The organism is Rhodococcus sp. 21391 (assembly GCF_016772255.1).
GTDB classification, from domain to species: Bacteria; Actinomycetota; Actinomycetes; order Mycobacteriales; family Mycobacteriaceae; genus Rhodococcus_F; species Rhodococcus_F opacus.
This window is the reverse complement of record NZ_CP063781.1, coordinates 30,302-45,818: the sequence shown is the minus strand read 5'-3', so window position 1 is coordinate 45,818 and position 15,517 is coordinate 30,302. Positions and strand designations below refer to the sequence as shown.

The following is a 15,517-nucleotide window of genomic DNA, read 5'->3' as shown; positions in this document are numbered from 1 at the left end:
CCAGCCCTCCACATCTCGAGGAGACACGATGACCACCACCGTCACCGAGCCCACCGGCTCACACTTCCGGAACGACGTCCCGGCCGCGCAACACCTCGTCAACGGTGAATGGCTGGGCGGCGCGGACACCCCGCGCTGGAACCCGGCCCGCCCACACGAGCTCGCCGCCTACTCACCGAGCGGCGGCACCGCCGACGTGGACGCCGCCGTCACAGCCGCCGCCGCAGCCCAGCCGGCGTGGGCCGCCCTCCCCGCACCGGCCCGGGGCGCCATCCTCATGACGGCGGCGAACCTGCTGCAGGAACGTCGTTCCGTTGTGGCCTCGGACCTCGTCCGGGAAGAAGGCAAGACCCTCGCCGAAGCCCGCGGCGAAGTCACGCGCGCCGTGGACGTGCTGCGGTTCTTCGGTTCCCTCGGGTGGGCGGCCACCGGCGAGGTGCTACCCAGCGGACTGCCCGGCACCAGCGTCACCACCCGCCGCGAACCCCTCGGCGTCTTCGCCCTCATCACGCCGTGGAACTTTCCCATCGCCATCCCCGCGTGGAAGACCGCCCCCGCACTCGTCTCGGGCAACACGGTGGTGCTCAAGCCCGCCGAACTCACACCCCTGTCCGCCACCCACCTTGCCCGCGCCCTCCACGACGCCGGTCTCCCCGCCGGTGTCTTCAACGTGGTCCACGGCAAAGGACGGGTGGTGGGTGATGCCCTTGCCCGCGATCCCCGCGTCGCGGGGCTGTCCTTCACCGGCTCGACCTCTGTCGGGTTGGGACTGCAGGACATCCTGAACGCCCGCCGAGCCCGGGTTCAGCTGGAGATGGGCGGGAAGAACGGGGTACTGGTGCTCGACGACGCCCGGAATGCCGCACAGGTCGTGGCCGCCGGGGCGTTCGGCCTGACCGGGCAGGCCTGCACGGCGACGTCCCGCGTGTACGTCACACCCGGAATCCGCGATGCGTTCCTCGAGGCGCTGGTCGAGGAAGCTGCTCGGTACGTTCCGGGTGACGGTTCGGCGGACACGACCCGCATGGGCGCGGTGGTGAGCAGCGCGCAGTTCGAGCAGGACCAGGCCGCGGTGCGCTCCGCAGTCGAGCGCGGCGCAACACTGCGACACGGGGAATATGCCGGCGACTCGTCCGCCGGGTTCTTCTTCCCGGCCACCGTGCTCACCGATCTGCCGCTCGACGATCCGGCGGTCACGGACGAGATCTTCGGCCCGGTCGTCGCCGTCCTGGAGGTCGCCGACTACGAGGCCGGGCTCGCCGCCGTCAACGACTCCCGCTACGGACTCACCGCGGGGATCTGCACCGACAGCCTCGCTCGCTCGACGGACTTCGCGGCCCGGGCGCAGGCCGGCGTCGTCAAGATCAACCGCCCGACTGCCGGGCTCGACCTGAATGTGCCGTTCGGCGGGGTGAAGGATTCGTCCACGAACACGTTCCGGGAGCAGGGTCGCAGCGCGGTGGATTTCTACACCTGGGGGAAGACCGTGTACACGGGCGTCTGATCCGACCGCATCCGTGAGCGTATGGGAGGGCCGTCCCATACGTCCTGTTGGACATTTGTGCATGTGGCGGAAAGCGTGACTGTGCTGTAGAACATAAACAGCGAGACCGGTTTGTGATATGAACCACATCTAAACGTTACTTTGCGACACCACTACACAGACATGAACAACAGTTCCGGGGGGAGCGGATCCGCGCAGGTGGATCCGGGTTCGGGAACGGTAAGGACACCACATGCTGTTACCGATGGCACCGACCGATTCACTGTTTCTGCTCGGCGAGTCCCGCGAGCATCCGATGCACGTCGGCGGCCTGGCAGTGTTCACGCCACCCGAGGGGGCGTCGGCGGCCGATGTGCGCGCGATGTTCGATGCCGCGCTGATCGGTGACCAGGTGGCGGTGGCGTTCCGTAAGCGGGCCCGGCGCTCGGTGACGTCGCTCGGCCAGTGGGGCTGGGACACCCTTCCGCACCACGAGGTCGATCTGGAGCACCACGTGCGCCGGGACGCCCTGCCCCAGCCGGGCGGAATGGCCGAACTGATGACCCTGGTCTCGAGGCTGCACGGCACCCTGCTCGACCGCAGCCGCCCGCTGTGGGAGATGCACCTGATCGAGGGACTCGCCGACGGCCGCTACGCGATCTACACCAAGATCCACCATGCCCTCGCCGACGGTGCGTCCGCGATGAGGCTGCTCCGCGACAGCATGAGCGAGGACCCGCACCGTCGGAACATGCCCACGCCGTGGCAACCCCGCAACCCCCTGACGGCCGTGCCGGACGCGGGCGTCGCGGTGTCGGGAAGGCTCGGCTCCGCACTGCCCACGATGGCGTGGGACGCAGCCCGCGCAGCGGTCGGCGAGGTGGCCGGACTCCTGCCCGCAGCGGTCGGCACCGTGGATCGCGCCCTGCACGGCAAGGGGGGTGCGGTGTCGCTGACCGCGCCGCACACCCTGTTCAACGTGCCGATCAGCGGAGCCCGGCACGTCGCCGCCCGGTCCTTCCCCCTCGAACGGATCCGCCTGCTGGCCAAGCACGCCGACGCCACCATCAACGACATCGTGCTGACGATGTGCGCGGGCACCCTCCGGGCCTACCTGCACACCCGCGACGCGTTGCCGGACAACCCCCTGATCGCGATGGTCCCCGTCTCCCTCCGCGCGCCGAATACCGGGGCCGGCGGCAATCGGGTGGGCGTGCTCATGTGCAACCTGGCCACCCACCTCCCCGACCCCGCGCACCGCCTCGAGACCGTCCGCAACTGCATGAACGAGGGCAAGGCGGCCCTCCAGGCGATGAGTCCGGCCCAGGTGCTGGCGATGAGCGCCCTCGGCGCCGCCCCGCTCGGAGTCGAGATGTTCCTCGGCCGCCGGGGTCCGCTGCGACCACCCTTCAACGTCGTCATCTCCAACGTCGCCGGCCCCCGAACCCCGTTGTACTGGAACGGGGCCCGACTCGAATCCCTCTACCCGCTCTCCATCCCCACCACCGGGCAGGCACTCAACATCACCTGCACCAGCAGCGACGACCAGATCGTCTTCGGCCTCACCGGCTGCCGCCGCACCGTCCCGGACCTGCACCCCATGCTCGATCAGCTCGACGCCGAACTCGACCTCCTCGAGACCGCCGTCGGGCTGTGACCTCCGCGGAGCATCTGCGCGCTCACACCGTCACCGTGTTCGCGGCGGCCACGCGCACCTGAAATTCGAGGCGTGCCATGGCCTCCCGGGCGGCGTCGAGTGCCTGTTCGGCGGTGTCCCCGACCGCGCGTGCGTACGCGACACGTGAATCGGACGATTCCAGGACGGTGACCGCGCCACCCGGGCGGACCAGGAGTTGCACGTCGGTCACGCCGTCGACCTTCCGGGCGTCATCGACGCCGCTGACGTCGGTGAGAACACCCGCGACCGGTGCGGCGGCGAACCAGATCGCGGAACAGCGGGCCGGCCGCTCCTCGGCGAGGACGGCCCGGATCCCGGGTAGGACCTTCTCCCCGACGGTCTGCCGCACGACGCATTCGGCGAGGTCCACACCGGTGGCGTCGAGGGTCAGGGCCGGAATCTCGTCGCCGCCCATCCGCACATGGGTTTCGATCACCCGGGGACCCGTCGGGGTGAGCACGATCTCGGTGTGGGTTGCACCGAACTCCACACCGACGGCGTCGAGCACACTCGTCACGTACGTATGGATCCGCTCTTCCTGCTCCGCGGCGAGGGCTGCCGGTGCCACGTGCCCGAGTTCGACGAAGTTCGCCGGGTCGGAGAACTTGCGGGTGACGGCGACGATCTGGTGTTCGCCGTATTCCGAGAAGGCCTCCACGCTGAATTGCGGGCCTTCGTGGAACCGCTCGACGAGCACCCCGCTGGTGGTCAGGCCGTCGAAGTCGCCCCCGGCGCGTGCGAACGCCGCGGCCAATGCGCTCTCCTCCCGAACCACGGCCACCCCGGCACTGCCCGCGCCGCACACCGGTTTGACCACGCAGGGAAAGCCGTGTTCGAACGCGAAGGCACGCAACGCATCCACGTCGGCGACGACGGCGGAGGCGGTGGCGTCGACGCCGGAGTCGCGAAGCGCGGCGCGCATGGCGTTCTTGTCGTGGACCGACGTCACCGTGCGGCGCGAGTGGGTGGACAGGCCGAGGGCCTCCCCGATCGCTGCGCAGCGGTCCTGGTCGCGTTCACCGAACGTGGCGATCCGGGTGAACGGATGCTGCGCATGCGCCGCCGCGGCCAACGCGATCCACTCCTCGTCCGGCGCGTCGTGCCGCACGGCGATGACCCGCGAGTGCTCGGTCAGACGGCGAAGCTTGGCGACGAATTCCAGTCGGCAGATCACCGAAGTCCGGGTGCCGGGAAGGGCGTCACGGACCCGGCCCGGGAGGTCGCGGCCGCTGCCGACGACGAGGACGTGTTCGGTCATTTCTTCACCTCGAGTATCGAGAAGGGAGACAGTGCAGGACGGTCGCCGTCCGGGCGTTCCTTCGTCCGTGCGCGTTCCGCGAGACTGCGATGCGCCGCCGTCCGGGAGACCAGTGCCGCGGCCCCGAACGTCCCGGCCAGGACGGGCCACGCCAGGAGACCGGCCGGCAACAGGACGACGACCAGAATGGTGGGGCCGAGCACCTTCTGGCCCGTCATGCCGAGACTGAACGCGCCCAGATAGCGGGCGACGGCGGGCCGCGGGGACAGCTCGGCCGACAGTTCCCAGGCGGCCACGGAGTGGATGTTCTCGGCGACCGACAGTGCCACCACCGCAACGACAACGGCGACGATCGCCGGAACGGTGTCGGCCATCTGGCCGACGGCGAGTGCACCGCAGCAGAAGGCCATCAGCGCCCCGGTCCACGTCAGGAGCCGCGCCGCCGCGGACGTGCCCTCGGCGAACCGGGCGACGTAGACCTGCAGGACCACCGTCAGCACGGTGTTGACCGCCATGAGCACCGGCACCCATGCGAGCGGCACCGACGTGTACTCGATGACCCAGATCGGGAGCAGAACGATCAGCACGGTGTCGTACAGCGACAGGACACCGTTGCCGACCGTGAAGACCATGAACCACCGGTCGCGGAACGGCGAGCGCACCGCGGTTTCAGCCGGCCCGGGACCAGCGGGGAGAGGCGTGCGTTGCACGACCGTTCCCGTCCTCCGGAGTACGAGCCGGACTGCGAACGCGATGACCACGAAGGAGATTCCGTTGCCCAGGAACAGCGCCGTGAACGCGACGGAGGTGCCGGTCACGAAGACGACACTCGCCAGCAGGAACCCCGCGGTGAGACCCACGTTCCGGATGGCGCGGATGGTCGCCATCGTCCGGGTCCGGTCGTGGCCGCCGATCACCGCCGTCACGACGGCCTGCTGGATCGGGCTGCTCGCCCGGTCGGCCGCGGTGAGCAGCACGGTGAGCACGAGGTAGGCGGTGAAATCGGATACGAGCGCGAAGCATCCGTAGCCGATGCCGCGCACCAGCAGGAGTGCCACGTAGAACCGGCCGGGCCCCACCCGGTCGGCCAGCCTGCCCAGGGGCACCGGGGCGAGAAGCGCGAGCGCACCCGCTGTCGTTGTGGCGAGGGCGATCTGGTTCGCGGTGAGACCGACCACGCCGATGAAGTACAGGGCGAACGACGCGAAGAACATCCCGGTACCCAGCGAGTCGACGCCGGCGCCGACGGCGAGCGTGCGACCGGCCGCGCTGTCGGGAAGCAGCGCATCACCCAGCCGCTGCAGGCGGGTGGTCACGGGATGCTCCCCGGCGTCAGGAAGGCGTGCACGAGATCGGCCGACCGCTGCACGTGGGTGGGTGTCGCCGCCTCGGGCGCCGGACGCCGCAGGTGGTTCCAGGCGTACCGGCGGGCCGCGTTGACGAGTAGTTCGGCATCCTGAGCCGACTCGGCTGCCACGGACTGCGCGACCAGCGCCGCCGCCATGAGGAGTCGGCTCATCCGGTCGACCAGCACCCACCCGGCGGCCGCGACGGTCGCGGGGTCTGCACCCACCCATTCGTGGCGGGTGGTGCCGAGGGCTCCGAGCGCGTCGTCCACCATCTGCCAGGCCGCCAGCAACCTTCCCCGGGGAGCGACTCCGAGAAGCTCCCTGGACCGGTGGGCCGCCGCGTCGAAGTGTTCGCGAATCGTCAGCAGTTCCAACGCATGGGTGGTCAGGGTCCAGCAGTCGGCCCGGGCGGTGCCGCTCCCGTCGGCGCGGACCGTGTCCGCTGCAAGCGAGTAGGCGATGCAGCGCCGGGCGACTCTCCGGGCGCGACCGTGCGACAGCTGCGGAAGGGCGTGCCAGGCCCGGACGGCGATCACGTCGACCACCCGGTCGGCGATCTCCTCGCGACGCGCATTCGCCCACGCGCTGCCGTCGAGCAGGTGTGCCGCGCTCGCGAATCCGGTGACGGCACCCTCCAGGATTCCGAGGCCTTCGGCGTCCCAGATCGCCGCGACCCGATCGGGTACGGCCGAGGGCAGTGAACGCGTGCTCATGCGAACTCCAGCCAGTGACGATAGGTGGGCTCGCGCCCGCGGACCACGTCGTGGAAGACGTCGCGCAGTTGCTTGGTGATCGGGCCGCACCCGCCCGCCGCCACCGGGCGGTCGTCGACCGACGCCACCGGGACCACCTCGGCGGCCGTGCCGGTGAGAAACGCCTCGTCGGCGACGTAGAGCTCGCTGCGGGTCAGGCTTTGCTCCCTCACCGTGATCCCCAGGTCGCGGGCGAGCGTGATCACGGTGTCGCGGGTGAGACCGGGCAGGATGTTGTCGCCGACCGGAGGGGTGATCAGTTCACCGTCGCGGACGGCGAAGATGTTCGCGGCGGATGCTTCGGCGACGTGCCCGGTGGAGGTGAGCATCAGTGCGTCGTCGTATCCGGCGCGCAGCGCGCCGACCTTCGCCAGAGCCGAATTGACATAGGCACCCGTTGCTTTGGCGAGCGGCGGGACCGAGTGAACGCCGTTGCGTTGCCAGCTGCTGACGACGAGGCGGCAGCCGTCCTGGTCCGCGGTTTCGCCGAGGTACGAACCCCACGGCCACGCCGCGATCGCCACCCGGGCGGTGTCCAGCGCAGGCGCGACCCCCATCGAGCCGTAGCCGAGGTAGACGATCGGTCGCAGATAGCCGGAGTCCAGGCCGGTGCGGCGGAGCAGTTCGAGCGAGATCTCGGTGAGCTCGTCCACCGACCACCCGGGGTCCATCAGGTACACCCGTGCCGAGTCGTGCAGCCGTCGCAGGTGGTCGCGCAGCCGGAACACGGCCGGACCGCGGTCGGTCGCGTAGGCCCGGATACCCTCGTAGACACCCCATCCGTAGTGCAGACTCGGTGTCAATACATGGACCTGCGCCTGGTCCCAGGCAACGAATTCACCGTCCATCCAGACGGTGCCGGTCGGGATCAGTTCCATTGTTCTGCTTTCGGTTCGGTGGCGGCGGGCCGCCGGGACGGGACAGGGACTGCCGGTGCGCCGACCAGGTCCAGCCGCCGCTCGATGCTGCGCGACTGCAGTGTCAGAGCCTCTCGATACTTGTCGGCGCCCTCGCCGCGGAAGGCGAACCAGCCCCAGCGGGGTCGCAGTTCGCATCCGCGGGCGGTCTTGGCCTCGTAGGCGGCGAGGCCGTAGTGGACGCGACGGATGCCGTGCTCCACCGCCCAGTGCGCGGTCTCGTGGTAGGTCAGGGTCAGGTAGCAGCCACGAATCCCCGGGGCGAAGCCGGCGGTCCTGGCGAACAACGTGTCGGGGGTGCGGAGGTAGAGCACGAAACCCACGAGGCGACCGTCGAGTTCGGCACCGAGCACCACACAGGAATCGCCCAATTCCTCACGGACGGCGTCGAAGTCGCGTCGGACCCGGTCCACGCCGCCGGGCAGCCCGTACTTGGCCCGGTGCGCGACCTGGAGGGCGACGACCTCGTCGTCGATCGCCGCGGGACCCCAACGGACCACTGTGCGCAGGCCGGCCTCGGTGTAGTCGGCGACCTCCTTGCGGAGCCGGACGCGACGGCGCTTGCTCAGGCTCGCGACGTATTCCGCCCAGCTGTGCCCGCTCAGGTCCTGCACACCCTCGGCGCCCAGCAGGGCCGCCGTGTACCCGGCGCGGGACGCGGAACCGTCCACCTCCTCGGCGTCGGACGCACCGACGTACAGCAATGCCACACTGCGGCAGCCGAGTTCGTCACCGGCCTGATGGAGCAGGCCGGGCAGGGCCGCCATGACCGCGCGGCGCTGATCGTGCGAGCGGCCGGGCGCGTGCGCGACACCGTGGTGGTTTCCGAACGTCGCGAGCGCCACCGACGGGTACTGATCCTCACGGGCACCGGACAGCGCCTCGGTCAGCTCGGCCCAGCGCAGCCGATCGGGGTGATCGAGCAACTCCGGTTCGGCCATCGGCCCTGCGGTTCCCGCCAGCCGGGGTGGGTCGTAGAAGAGCAGGCCCCCTGGCCGCGCCGTGAACAGCAGCGGCGCGACCGCGACGGTGCGGCCGTCCGCGCGCACCTCGAGATAACGCACCTCGTGCAGGTCGGTGCGTTCGGTGAACCGCCACCACCGCGCGTCCTCCCAGATGGTGTCCGGGTCGGCGATGCCCGCGAAGTCGGCGGCCGTGGGGCGGGCGCCGCGGGGCAGGACGTGGCCGGTGATCCCGTCGACATCGATGGCGGTCATGCTGCGTCCTCGCTTTCGGGACGGTCCCACTCGAATCCGGCGCTCACCTGTTCGGCGGTGGCGATCAGCCGGTTTCCCAGCGCCGTGAAATCGGGGTCGGTCACCACCCAGTGGGCGAGGAAGTCCGCCGACTTGCGCTCGTTGTACCGGGCAGGGGTCCAGTCGTCGCCGACGTGGGTGTTCAGCGTGAAGTCGTGCACGCCCGGCGGAGCGTCCGGCAGTCGCACCACCCGGCCCCGGCGCGGCGGCACGCCGTAGAACGCTGTGTGCGGGGCGGTCGCCACCCGGCCCCGGACAGCATCCAGGTCGGTCGGCAGCCCGCATTCCACCCGCGCCCAGAGATGCCGGGGATCGATGCCCAGGACGTGGCGGAGCATCGTCGGGATCGGCCCGCCGCCGATCCGCGCGGCCACTTCGCAGAGCACGATGTCGCCGTCGGCGGTGACGAAGAACTCGGCGTGCACGCAGACGGTGGGCGGCGAGCCGAGTGCATCGACGAGCCGCCAGGTCTCGTCCACCAGGCGTGCGCAGACCGGGTCGGTGGTGTCGACCGAGCGGGAGCCGAACGGGGCGTCGGTCCAGTGCTCGAGGCACCCTTGGCCGGTGTAGCGGGACGCGATGGCGGCCACCGGGTCTCCGGCGACGCGGAAGGCGTCCACATGGTGCACCGCGCCGTCGATGAATTCCTCGACTTCGTACGGTGTCGCCGTGACGATGTCGGCGAGTCCGGTTGCCTGCGCGGGCGAATCGAGCACGTAGACGCCGGTGGAGCCGGAGCCACTGCGCGGTTTGACGACGACCCGGCCCGGGTTGCCTGCCATGAAGTCGACGATGTCCGCCGGGTGGCGCGCCGGCGCGAAGACCGGGACGAGAAGCCCTGCGGCCTGCGCCATTTCCTTCATCAGGATCTTGTCGCGGTAGCCGGCTGCCGTGGCCGTGTCCAGGCCCGGAAGGCCGAGTTCGCCGCGCAGCCTGGCGGCCCGCTCCACATCGACCTCGGCCAGGCCGACGACCGCTTTCGGCCGGTGCCGTCCGGCGAGTTCCCGAGCGGCGCCCAGCACCGCGTCGTCGTCGCGATAGTCGGTGACCGTCACGATCTCGGCGAATCCCTCACCCGGATCCGTTCCCTCGGCGCAGACCGCCACCAGACGTCCGCGCTTCTCCGGCAGCCACTGGGCGAAGGGCAACCCGGCGGCACGCGGGCTGATCAGTACGAGAATCATCGAGAAGCTTCCTTCCTCGTCGCGGCAAATCCATCGAAAGTTGTTTCCAGCGTGGCGAAGACCTCCGCGGTCCGGGCGTCCAGCGGTATCCCCCGCGCCCGTCGTTCGCACTCGTGGTCGCGTTGCGGATCGCCCGGGGCCACCACCGGCGTCCCAGTGGCGGGCGTCGCCCCGCGGACGGTGCCGAGGAGATCCGCCAGACCGGCCGTGAATTGCGCATGCCCGCTGAACGCTCCGGGGTCCAGGGCGAGGACGAAGTGGCCGACCCCTCGGCTTCGACCGGGGGTTCCCTCACCGACTTGCTCGAGCTGCCAGTCGGGCGGCGACCCGGTCAGCACGGCGCCTAGCAGAGTGACCGCCATTGCCAGGCCCTGTCCCTTGTATCCGCCGAGTGGCGACAGGGCGTACGCCTCGCCGGGTTCCGCGGTGGGCTGCCCGTCGCGATCGGTGGCCCACCCTCCGTTCAGCGGCCGCCCCTCGGCCCGGCGGTGCTTCACCTCACCGAAACACACCTGGCTGGTGGCCATGTCGAGGGCGAGCCCGTCGTCCCCCGTGCCCGCGGCCACGCTGATCGGGTTGGTGCCGAACAGCGGCTCGACCCCGCCGTACGGAGCCACCCGGGAGGCGGCCGACGTGACGGCGATACCGATCATCCCCTGCCCGGCCAGGTGCCGGGTGTAGACCGACGCCGCGCCGAAATGGTTGGAATTGCGCACGCCCACCGCCGCGACGCCGAAAGCCTTGGCCCGGTCGGCTGCCAGGCGGGCGGCGGCGAGTCCGGCGAGCACGCCGAGTGCGCCGTCCGCATCCAGCAGCAGTCCGGCCCCACGGTCCCGGACCACGGTCGGGCACGCCGCTGCATTTGCGACGCCGGTCGCGAGTTCGTCCAGGTATTGCGGCAGCAACCGCAGACCGTGGGTGTCGATGCCGCGCAGGGACGTGTCGACGAGCGCGGCAGCCACCTGATCGGCGTCGTCCTCCGGCACTCCGGCATCGACGAGTGCGATCGAGGCAAGCCAACGGGCCTCCTGCTCGTCGATCAGCGAACCAGGGTTCGGTGTCTGGTGGATCATGAAGTACTCCAATGCATGAAGACGTGGGGGCCGATGCCCGGGATGTCGAACTCCGGGCCCAGAATCCGGAAGCCCTGCTTGACGTAGAAGCCGGCGGCGGTGGTGCGGGCGTTGCACCAGACCGCGCCGGCGCCGGCCAGCGCGGCGTTCGTGAGTACGGTGCGCAGGAGTGTGGTCCCCGCACCGGTACCGCGAACCTCCTCGAGGGTGGCCATACCGCGGAGGCGCCACTCCCGGCCGGGGAGAAGACCTGGTACGGCGTGGGTTTCGGGTGGATCCTCGTGGTACAGCGAGGCCACGCCGACCGGGCGCCCCGCGGCGAGTGTGGCGAAGTGCCGGGTGCCGGCGTGCGCGTCCTCGGGGTAGACGCAGGTCTCGGCCGGTTGACCGGGCCGGAGCACGGTATGGCGGATCGGTCGCACGTCGGCGGCGGACACCGGCCGAACCTGCCAGCCGTGCGCGGCCGGATCGGGGAAGTAACCGGAACCGGGACGATCCGGCAGGGTGACGCGGCCGGCGCCGTCGAGCGTCAGTCCGCGGCCGGTGTTCACCGCGAGAAGGTCGATTGCGTCGACATCCAGATGGTCGGCCAATCCGCCGAGGTGGGCCGTGGCCGACACCCCGGCCGCGGATTCGGGCATGCAGCCGAGCATGGTGATAAGACCCCGTTCACGGGCTCGGCGCAGCAGCGCGAGGGACGGGGTGATCCCTCCGGCCTTCATCGGTTTGACGTTGATTCCGTCGAACGCGCCGGTGCAGGCGTCCAGGTCCTGCGGCGACGCGATGCTCTCGTCCGCGATCACCGGGATCGGGCTGCGCTCCTTCAGGATCCGGGCGTCGCGCCACGCCGAGCGCGGAAACGGCTGCTCGATCAGCTGGACGCCGAGTTCCTGCAGCCCGGGCAGGACGGGGAGCAGTCGGGACAGCTCCCAGCCGCAGTTGCCGTCCACGTAGAACGGTGCGGTCGTGTGGCAGCGGAGTTCCTTGACGACGGTGAGGTCGCCCGGGTCGGCGAGCTTGATCTTGTACGCCGACCATCCGGGCCGCTCGCGGAGTTTACGGACCATCACCCCGGTCTCGTCGAGCCCGATACTGAAGCTGGAGTGCAACTCCCGCGGGCGTTCCAGGCCGAGGGACTGCCACAGCGGCACACCGAGCAGCCGTGCCCGCAGATCGTGCACCGCGGTGTCGAGGGCGGCCAGGACGAACGGCGAATCGGGCAGCTCCGCGGACAGCGCTCGCCACACCGCGAACGGGTCGTCGGGACCGAGGTCGATCAGCAACGGCGCAATCCGTCGCAGATCCGCGTGCATCCGGTCCAGGCCCGAGTTGTAGTGGTCGGTCATGAACGCGGATGCCTCGCCGAACCCGGCGAGACCGTCCTGCTCCACCTCCACCACCAGTCCCCGCTGCACCGGAATCGCCTCTCGGGCAGAGCGCCACAGATGCCGTTGCGTCAAGCTGATCTCGTGCGCGGTGACCCTCACGCGGTGCCTCCGACACCGAAGAATTCGCGGTCGCGCGGGCCGTGCGGGCGGAGGTCGTCCCACCACTGCGCGTGCTCGTCGAACTTCGCGAAGAACGGCTTGCCCACCAGATCCGGCCGGCGTGCCTGCAGGAACCGCAGCGCGAACGCACGTCCGCCGTCGAGGTCGACGACGCCGTCGACCACGACCTTCCCCGGCGACGCCGACATCACCGGTCCCCGCGCGGTCCGCCCGAGTCCGGAGACCCGTTGCAGCGCTTCGCGGTAGATGTCGACCGCTCGCGCGAGTGGCAGACCGAAATACGGTCGCGCACCGGTGTCCCGCTCGACGAACATGTAGTACGGCACGACCCGATTGCGGACCTGCGCCTGCCAGAGGTCGGCCCACGTGCGCGGGTCGTCGTTGACGTGACGCACCACCGGGGCCTGAGCGCGGAGCACCGCACCGGTCGATGCCAACCGGGCCAGCGCCGTCCGGGCGGCATCGGTCTGCAGTTCCGCGACGTGCGACAGGTGCAGCATCATCGCGACGTGTTTGCCGGCGGCGGTCAGCCGCTCGAGCAACCGCAGCAGGTCGTCGGCTTCCGGCCCGGCCAACAGCCGGTACGGCCAGAACGAGACGGCTTTCGTGCCGATCCGGATGGTCTCGACGTGTTCCCGCCCCGGTTCGAGCAGCGGCTCCAGATACGAGGCCAGCAACTCGGTCCGCATCACCAGCGGATCGCCGCCGGTCAACAGCACGTCGGTGATACCGGGGTGCAGGTCGAGGTACCGGGTCATCGCCTCCGGCCCGGACATGGCCATCTTCAGGTCCGGGGTGTCGACGAACTGGGCCCAGCGGAAGCAGTAGCCGCAATAGCTGTGGCACGTCTGCCCCTGGCGGGGGAACACCAGCAGGGTCTCGGCGTACTTGTGCTGCATGCCCGAACCGTCGATGTCGTCGTGCTGCGGAACGTTCATGCTCAGCTGGTCACCGGGATGCGGGTTCAGTGCGGCGCGGACCGTGTCGACGGCCTGCCGGACGGTGCGCCGATCTCCCTGCGCCACGGCCTGTTCGATCAGCGCGAAGTGCTCGGGCTCGAGCATGTCGCGGTGTGGGAAGGTCAGCCGGTAGATCGGATCGTCGGGCGCACGGCCCCAGTCGATCAGTTCGTCGACGACGTAGCTGCTGACCTTGAACGGCAGCACCTGGGACACCACGTGTGCCTCGTGCCCGAGCATCGGGTCGCCGGTACGCTCGGCGACGAGCTTGCGGAGCCGGTCGCCGCTGATCGATCGCGGAGCGAGGGCTGTGCGGGTGTCGAGATCGAGGACGGTCATTTGTCCGTCACCGCCAGGCCCCAGTCGAAGTCGACCTCGCCCAGAACATTCATGTCCGACATCAGCGAATACAGACCGCTGTAGTCGCGCACGAGCCGCGAACCGGACTTCTCGGCCCGCACGTCGGCGAGCATCTTCTCCCATCCGGTGACCTTCTCGATGCGGAAGATCGCCTCCCACGTCGTGTAGTCCGTGGCGACGAACGCCTCCAGTCCGGCGACCAGCATGTCCAGGAAGAAGCGGCGTTTGACGGGGTCCAGCACGTCGTACACCAGCTTCGCCATCTCGTCGGAAATCGATGCGTGGCAGTACTCGTCCCGGTTGTGCAGCTTTGCGGTGGTGGAATTGACCACCTGGATGTCGTGATCGTCGGCGAGCAGATCGAGATACGCGTTGATCGAGATCTCGGACACTGTGGCGAAGGCCAGCGTGGTCAGGCTGCGCTGCCAGCGTTCGGCGGCATGGGCCCGCAGCCGACGGTGCGTCCGTGAGGTGTGGGATTCGGGTAACGCGCTGTCGGGGAACGGGTTCCCCCGTTTACGTCTGGTCAGCGCACTCGCGTTGATGTGCATCAGGGTGTGGTACTGCTCGTCGACCATGGCCTGGGCGAGGGCGATGTCCATGTCCTGGCCGCCGAGCCCCGGGAACTCCCCGTCCATCACGAGCGCGAACGCCGGGTTGGCGACGCGTTGCTCGGCGAGCACCGTGTGCCGGTTGTACGCGATCCAGGCCCAGCTCAGCAGCCGCGACCGCAGCGCGTCGGGCATCGCCTGCCACGTCGGATGGTCGCGGAACGGCACGATGCCCTCGGGGTAGTCGGCCCGGCCGGCGTCGAACAACTCGTCGAGGTCGGGCTCGTCGCGCTTCACCGTCGACCGTCGGTGCCAATTGCCGGCGAGGCGGCTGATGACGGCGTTCTCGGCTTCGTCGGCGGGGTCGAACGACGGCAGTCCGGGGAGGTGGACCAGCCCGTCGGCGTCGGAGCACTGCAGGTCGTCGATGATCATGCGCGAGTCCGGTCGCCGGCCCAGAAACGAGTGAGGTGACGGGCGCGGTCGGCGTACTCCGAACGCGCGTGCAGCATGCGCTGGTTGTCCCAGATGAGCAGCGCATTCTCGGGGATCAGCACGCGGGTGCGCAGCTCGTGGAACAGGTCGCTGACGCGATGCGCCAACCTGCGACCGGACCGGCCGAGCGGCAGCCGGGAGTCGTCGACGTCGGACTCGTGGTGCGGGTCGTAGTCGGCCGCGGTGAGCAGGTTGTAGCTGAAGCGCAGGGCGGTGCGGCCGGTGTCGTCCGCGCCCAGCATCGTGGTGCGTACACCCCCGTCCGGGCCCGGGAAGGTCAGTTCGGAGTCCGTCATCAGGGTGACCTCGGCCGGTTCCAGGGCGTCGACGAGCCGCCGGATGTCGAGCAGATCGGTGTGGCCGCCGCCGCAGCGTGCCTGCCGGTGGCAGAACAGCGCCAGGTACGCCGGGCTGGGATCCCAGCCCGGCGCCTCGGTGTGCGCCAGAATCGTGTTCGCGCTCTGCGAGTACGCCCGATGATCGTTGCCGGGGCGGTACGTCACCTCGTGGGTGAGCAGACCGTTGTATTGCGGAACCAGATCACCCAGCGAGCCAACCACTTCCGCTGCAGCGGTGCGGTCGGGTACGTCGTGGACGACGACGTAGCCATCCTCCTCCAGCCGGGACCGGTCGACACGACCTTCCACCGTTCCCACACCCGCAGAAACGACATGACAATTCGGCGACATCCATT

Annotated in this window: 13 protein-coding genes; 2 read left to right on the top strand and 11 right to left on the bottom strand. The window is 69.9% G+C overall.

The genetic code is table 11. From position 1 onward, the window contains the following. Positions 1-28: 28 nt before the first annotated feature. Positions 29-1,504, top strand: coding sequence for an aldehyde dehydrogenase family protein (locus GO592_RS00195; RefSeq protein WP_007301779.1), 1,476 nt, complete (start codon positions 29-31; stop codon positions 1,502-1,504). Between the two features lie 232 nt (positions 1,505-1,736). Beyond that, entirely contained in the window at positions 1,737-3,140 is a 1,404-nt protein-coding gene (locus GO592_RS00190) for a WS/DGAT/MGAT family O-acyltransferase (protein ID WP_039953140.1), read from the top strand. Between the two features lie 22 nt (positions 3,141-3,162). Here GO592_RS00190 and GO592_RS00185 read toward each other — a convergent pair whose 3' ends face one another. From GO592_RS00185 to GO592_RS00135, 11 genes are read right to left on the bottom strand one after another with little or no spacing between them, the layout of a single operon-like run. Then, positions 3,163-4,419: an ATP-grasp domain-containing protein gene (locus tag GO592_RS00185; RefSeq protein WP_007301781.1), complete on the bottom strand. Its 1,257-nt coding sequence runs from the start codon at positions 4,417-4,419 to the stop codon at positions 3,163-3,165. Next, on the bottom strand, positions 4,416-5,735 hold the full coding sequence (locus tag GO592_RS00180) for an MFS transporter (protein ID WP_007301782.1): 1,320 nt from the start codon (positions 5,733-5,735) through the stop codon (positions 4,416-4,418). Before GO592_RS00180 ends, GO592_RS00185 begins: the two co-directional genes overlap by 4 nt. Further along, positions 5,732-6,481: a hypothetical protein gene (locus GO592_RS00175; protein WP_007301783.1), complete on the bottom strand. Its 750-nt coding sequence runs from the start codon at positions 6,479-6,481 to the stop codon at positions 5,732-5,734. Before GO592_RS00175 ends, GO592_RS00180 begins: the two co-directional genes overlap by 4 nt. Continuing rightward, a complete protein-coding gene (locus GO592_RS00170; RefSeq protein ID WP_007301784.1) occupies positions 6,478-7,398 on the bottom strand; it encodes a branched-chain amino acid transaminase in 921 nt (306 codons plus the stop codon). The genes GO592_RS00175 and GO592_RS00170 overlap by 4 nt, the downstream gene beginning before the upstream one ends. Beyond that, the gene (locus GO592_RS00165) at positions 7,389-8,654 is read right to left on the bottom strand and encodes a GNAT family N-acetyltransferase (RefSeq protein ID WP_007301785.1); all 1,266 of its coding nucleotides are present in this window, start codon (positions 8,652-8,654) and stop codon (positions 7,389-7,391) included. Before GO592_RS00165 ends, GO592_RS00170 begins: the two co-directional genes overlap by 10 nt. Next, on the bottom strand, positions 8,651-9,877 hold the full coding sequence (locus GO592_RS00160) for an ATP-grasp domain-containing protein (RefSeq protein WP_007301786.1): 1,227 nt from the start codon (positions 9,875-9,877) through the stop codon (positions 8,651-8,653). The genes GO592_RS00165 and GO592_RS00160 overlap by 4 nt, the downstream gene beginning before the upstream one ends. Further along, a complete protein-coding gene (locus GO592_RS00155) occupies positions 9,874-10,950 on the bottom strand; it encodes an Ldh family oxidoreductase (protein ID WP_007301787.1) in 1,077 nt (358 codons plus the stop codon). The genes GO592_RS00160 and GO592_RS00155 overlap by 4 nt, the downstream gene beginning before the upstream one ends. Continuing rightward, positions 10,947-12,437 (bottom strand): GNAT family N-acetyltransferase, encoded by a 1,491-nt coding sequence (locus tag GO592_RS00150; RefSeq protein WP_007301788.1) that lies wholly within the window; start codon positions 12,435-12,437, stop codon positions 10,947-10,949. Before GO592_RS00150 ends, GO592_RS00155 begins: the two co-directional genes overlap by 4 nt. Continuing rightward, on the bottom strand, positions 12,434-13,756 hold the full coding sequence (locus GO592_RS00145) for a KamA family radical SAM protein (protein ID WP_007301789.1): 1,323 nt from the start codon (positions 13,754-13,756) through the stop codon (positions 12,434-12,436). Before GO592_RS00145 ends, GO592_RS00150 begins: the two co-directional genes overlap by 4 nt. Beyond that, the gene (locus GO592_RS00140; RefSeq protein ID WP_007301790.1) at positions 13,753-14,763 is read right to left on the bottom strand and encodes an AurF N-oxygenase family protein; all 1,011 of its coding nucleotides are present in this window, start codon (positions 14,761-14,763) and stop codon (positions 13,753-13,755) included. Before GO592_RS00140 ends, GO592_RS00145 begins: the two co-directional genes overlap by 4 nt. Further along, positions 14,760-15,512 carry a TauD/TfdA family dioxygenase gene (locus tag GO592_RS00135; protein WP_050998734.1) on the bottom strand — a complete coding sequence of 251 codons (753 nt, stop codon included), beginning with the start codon at positions 15,510-15,512 and terminating at the stop codon, positions 14,760-14,762. The genes GO592_RS00140 and GO592_RS00135 overlap by 4 nt, the downstream gene beginning before the upstream one ends. Positions 15,513-15,517 lie beyond the last annotated feature (5 nt).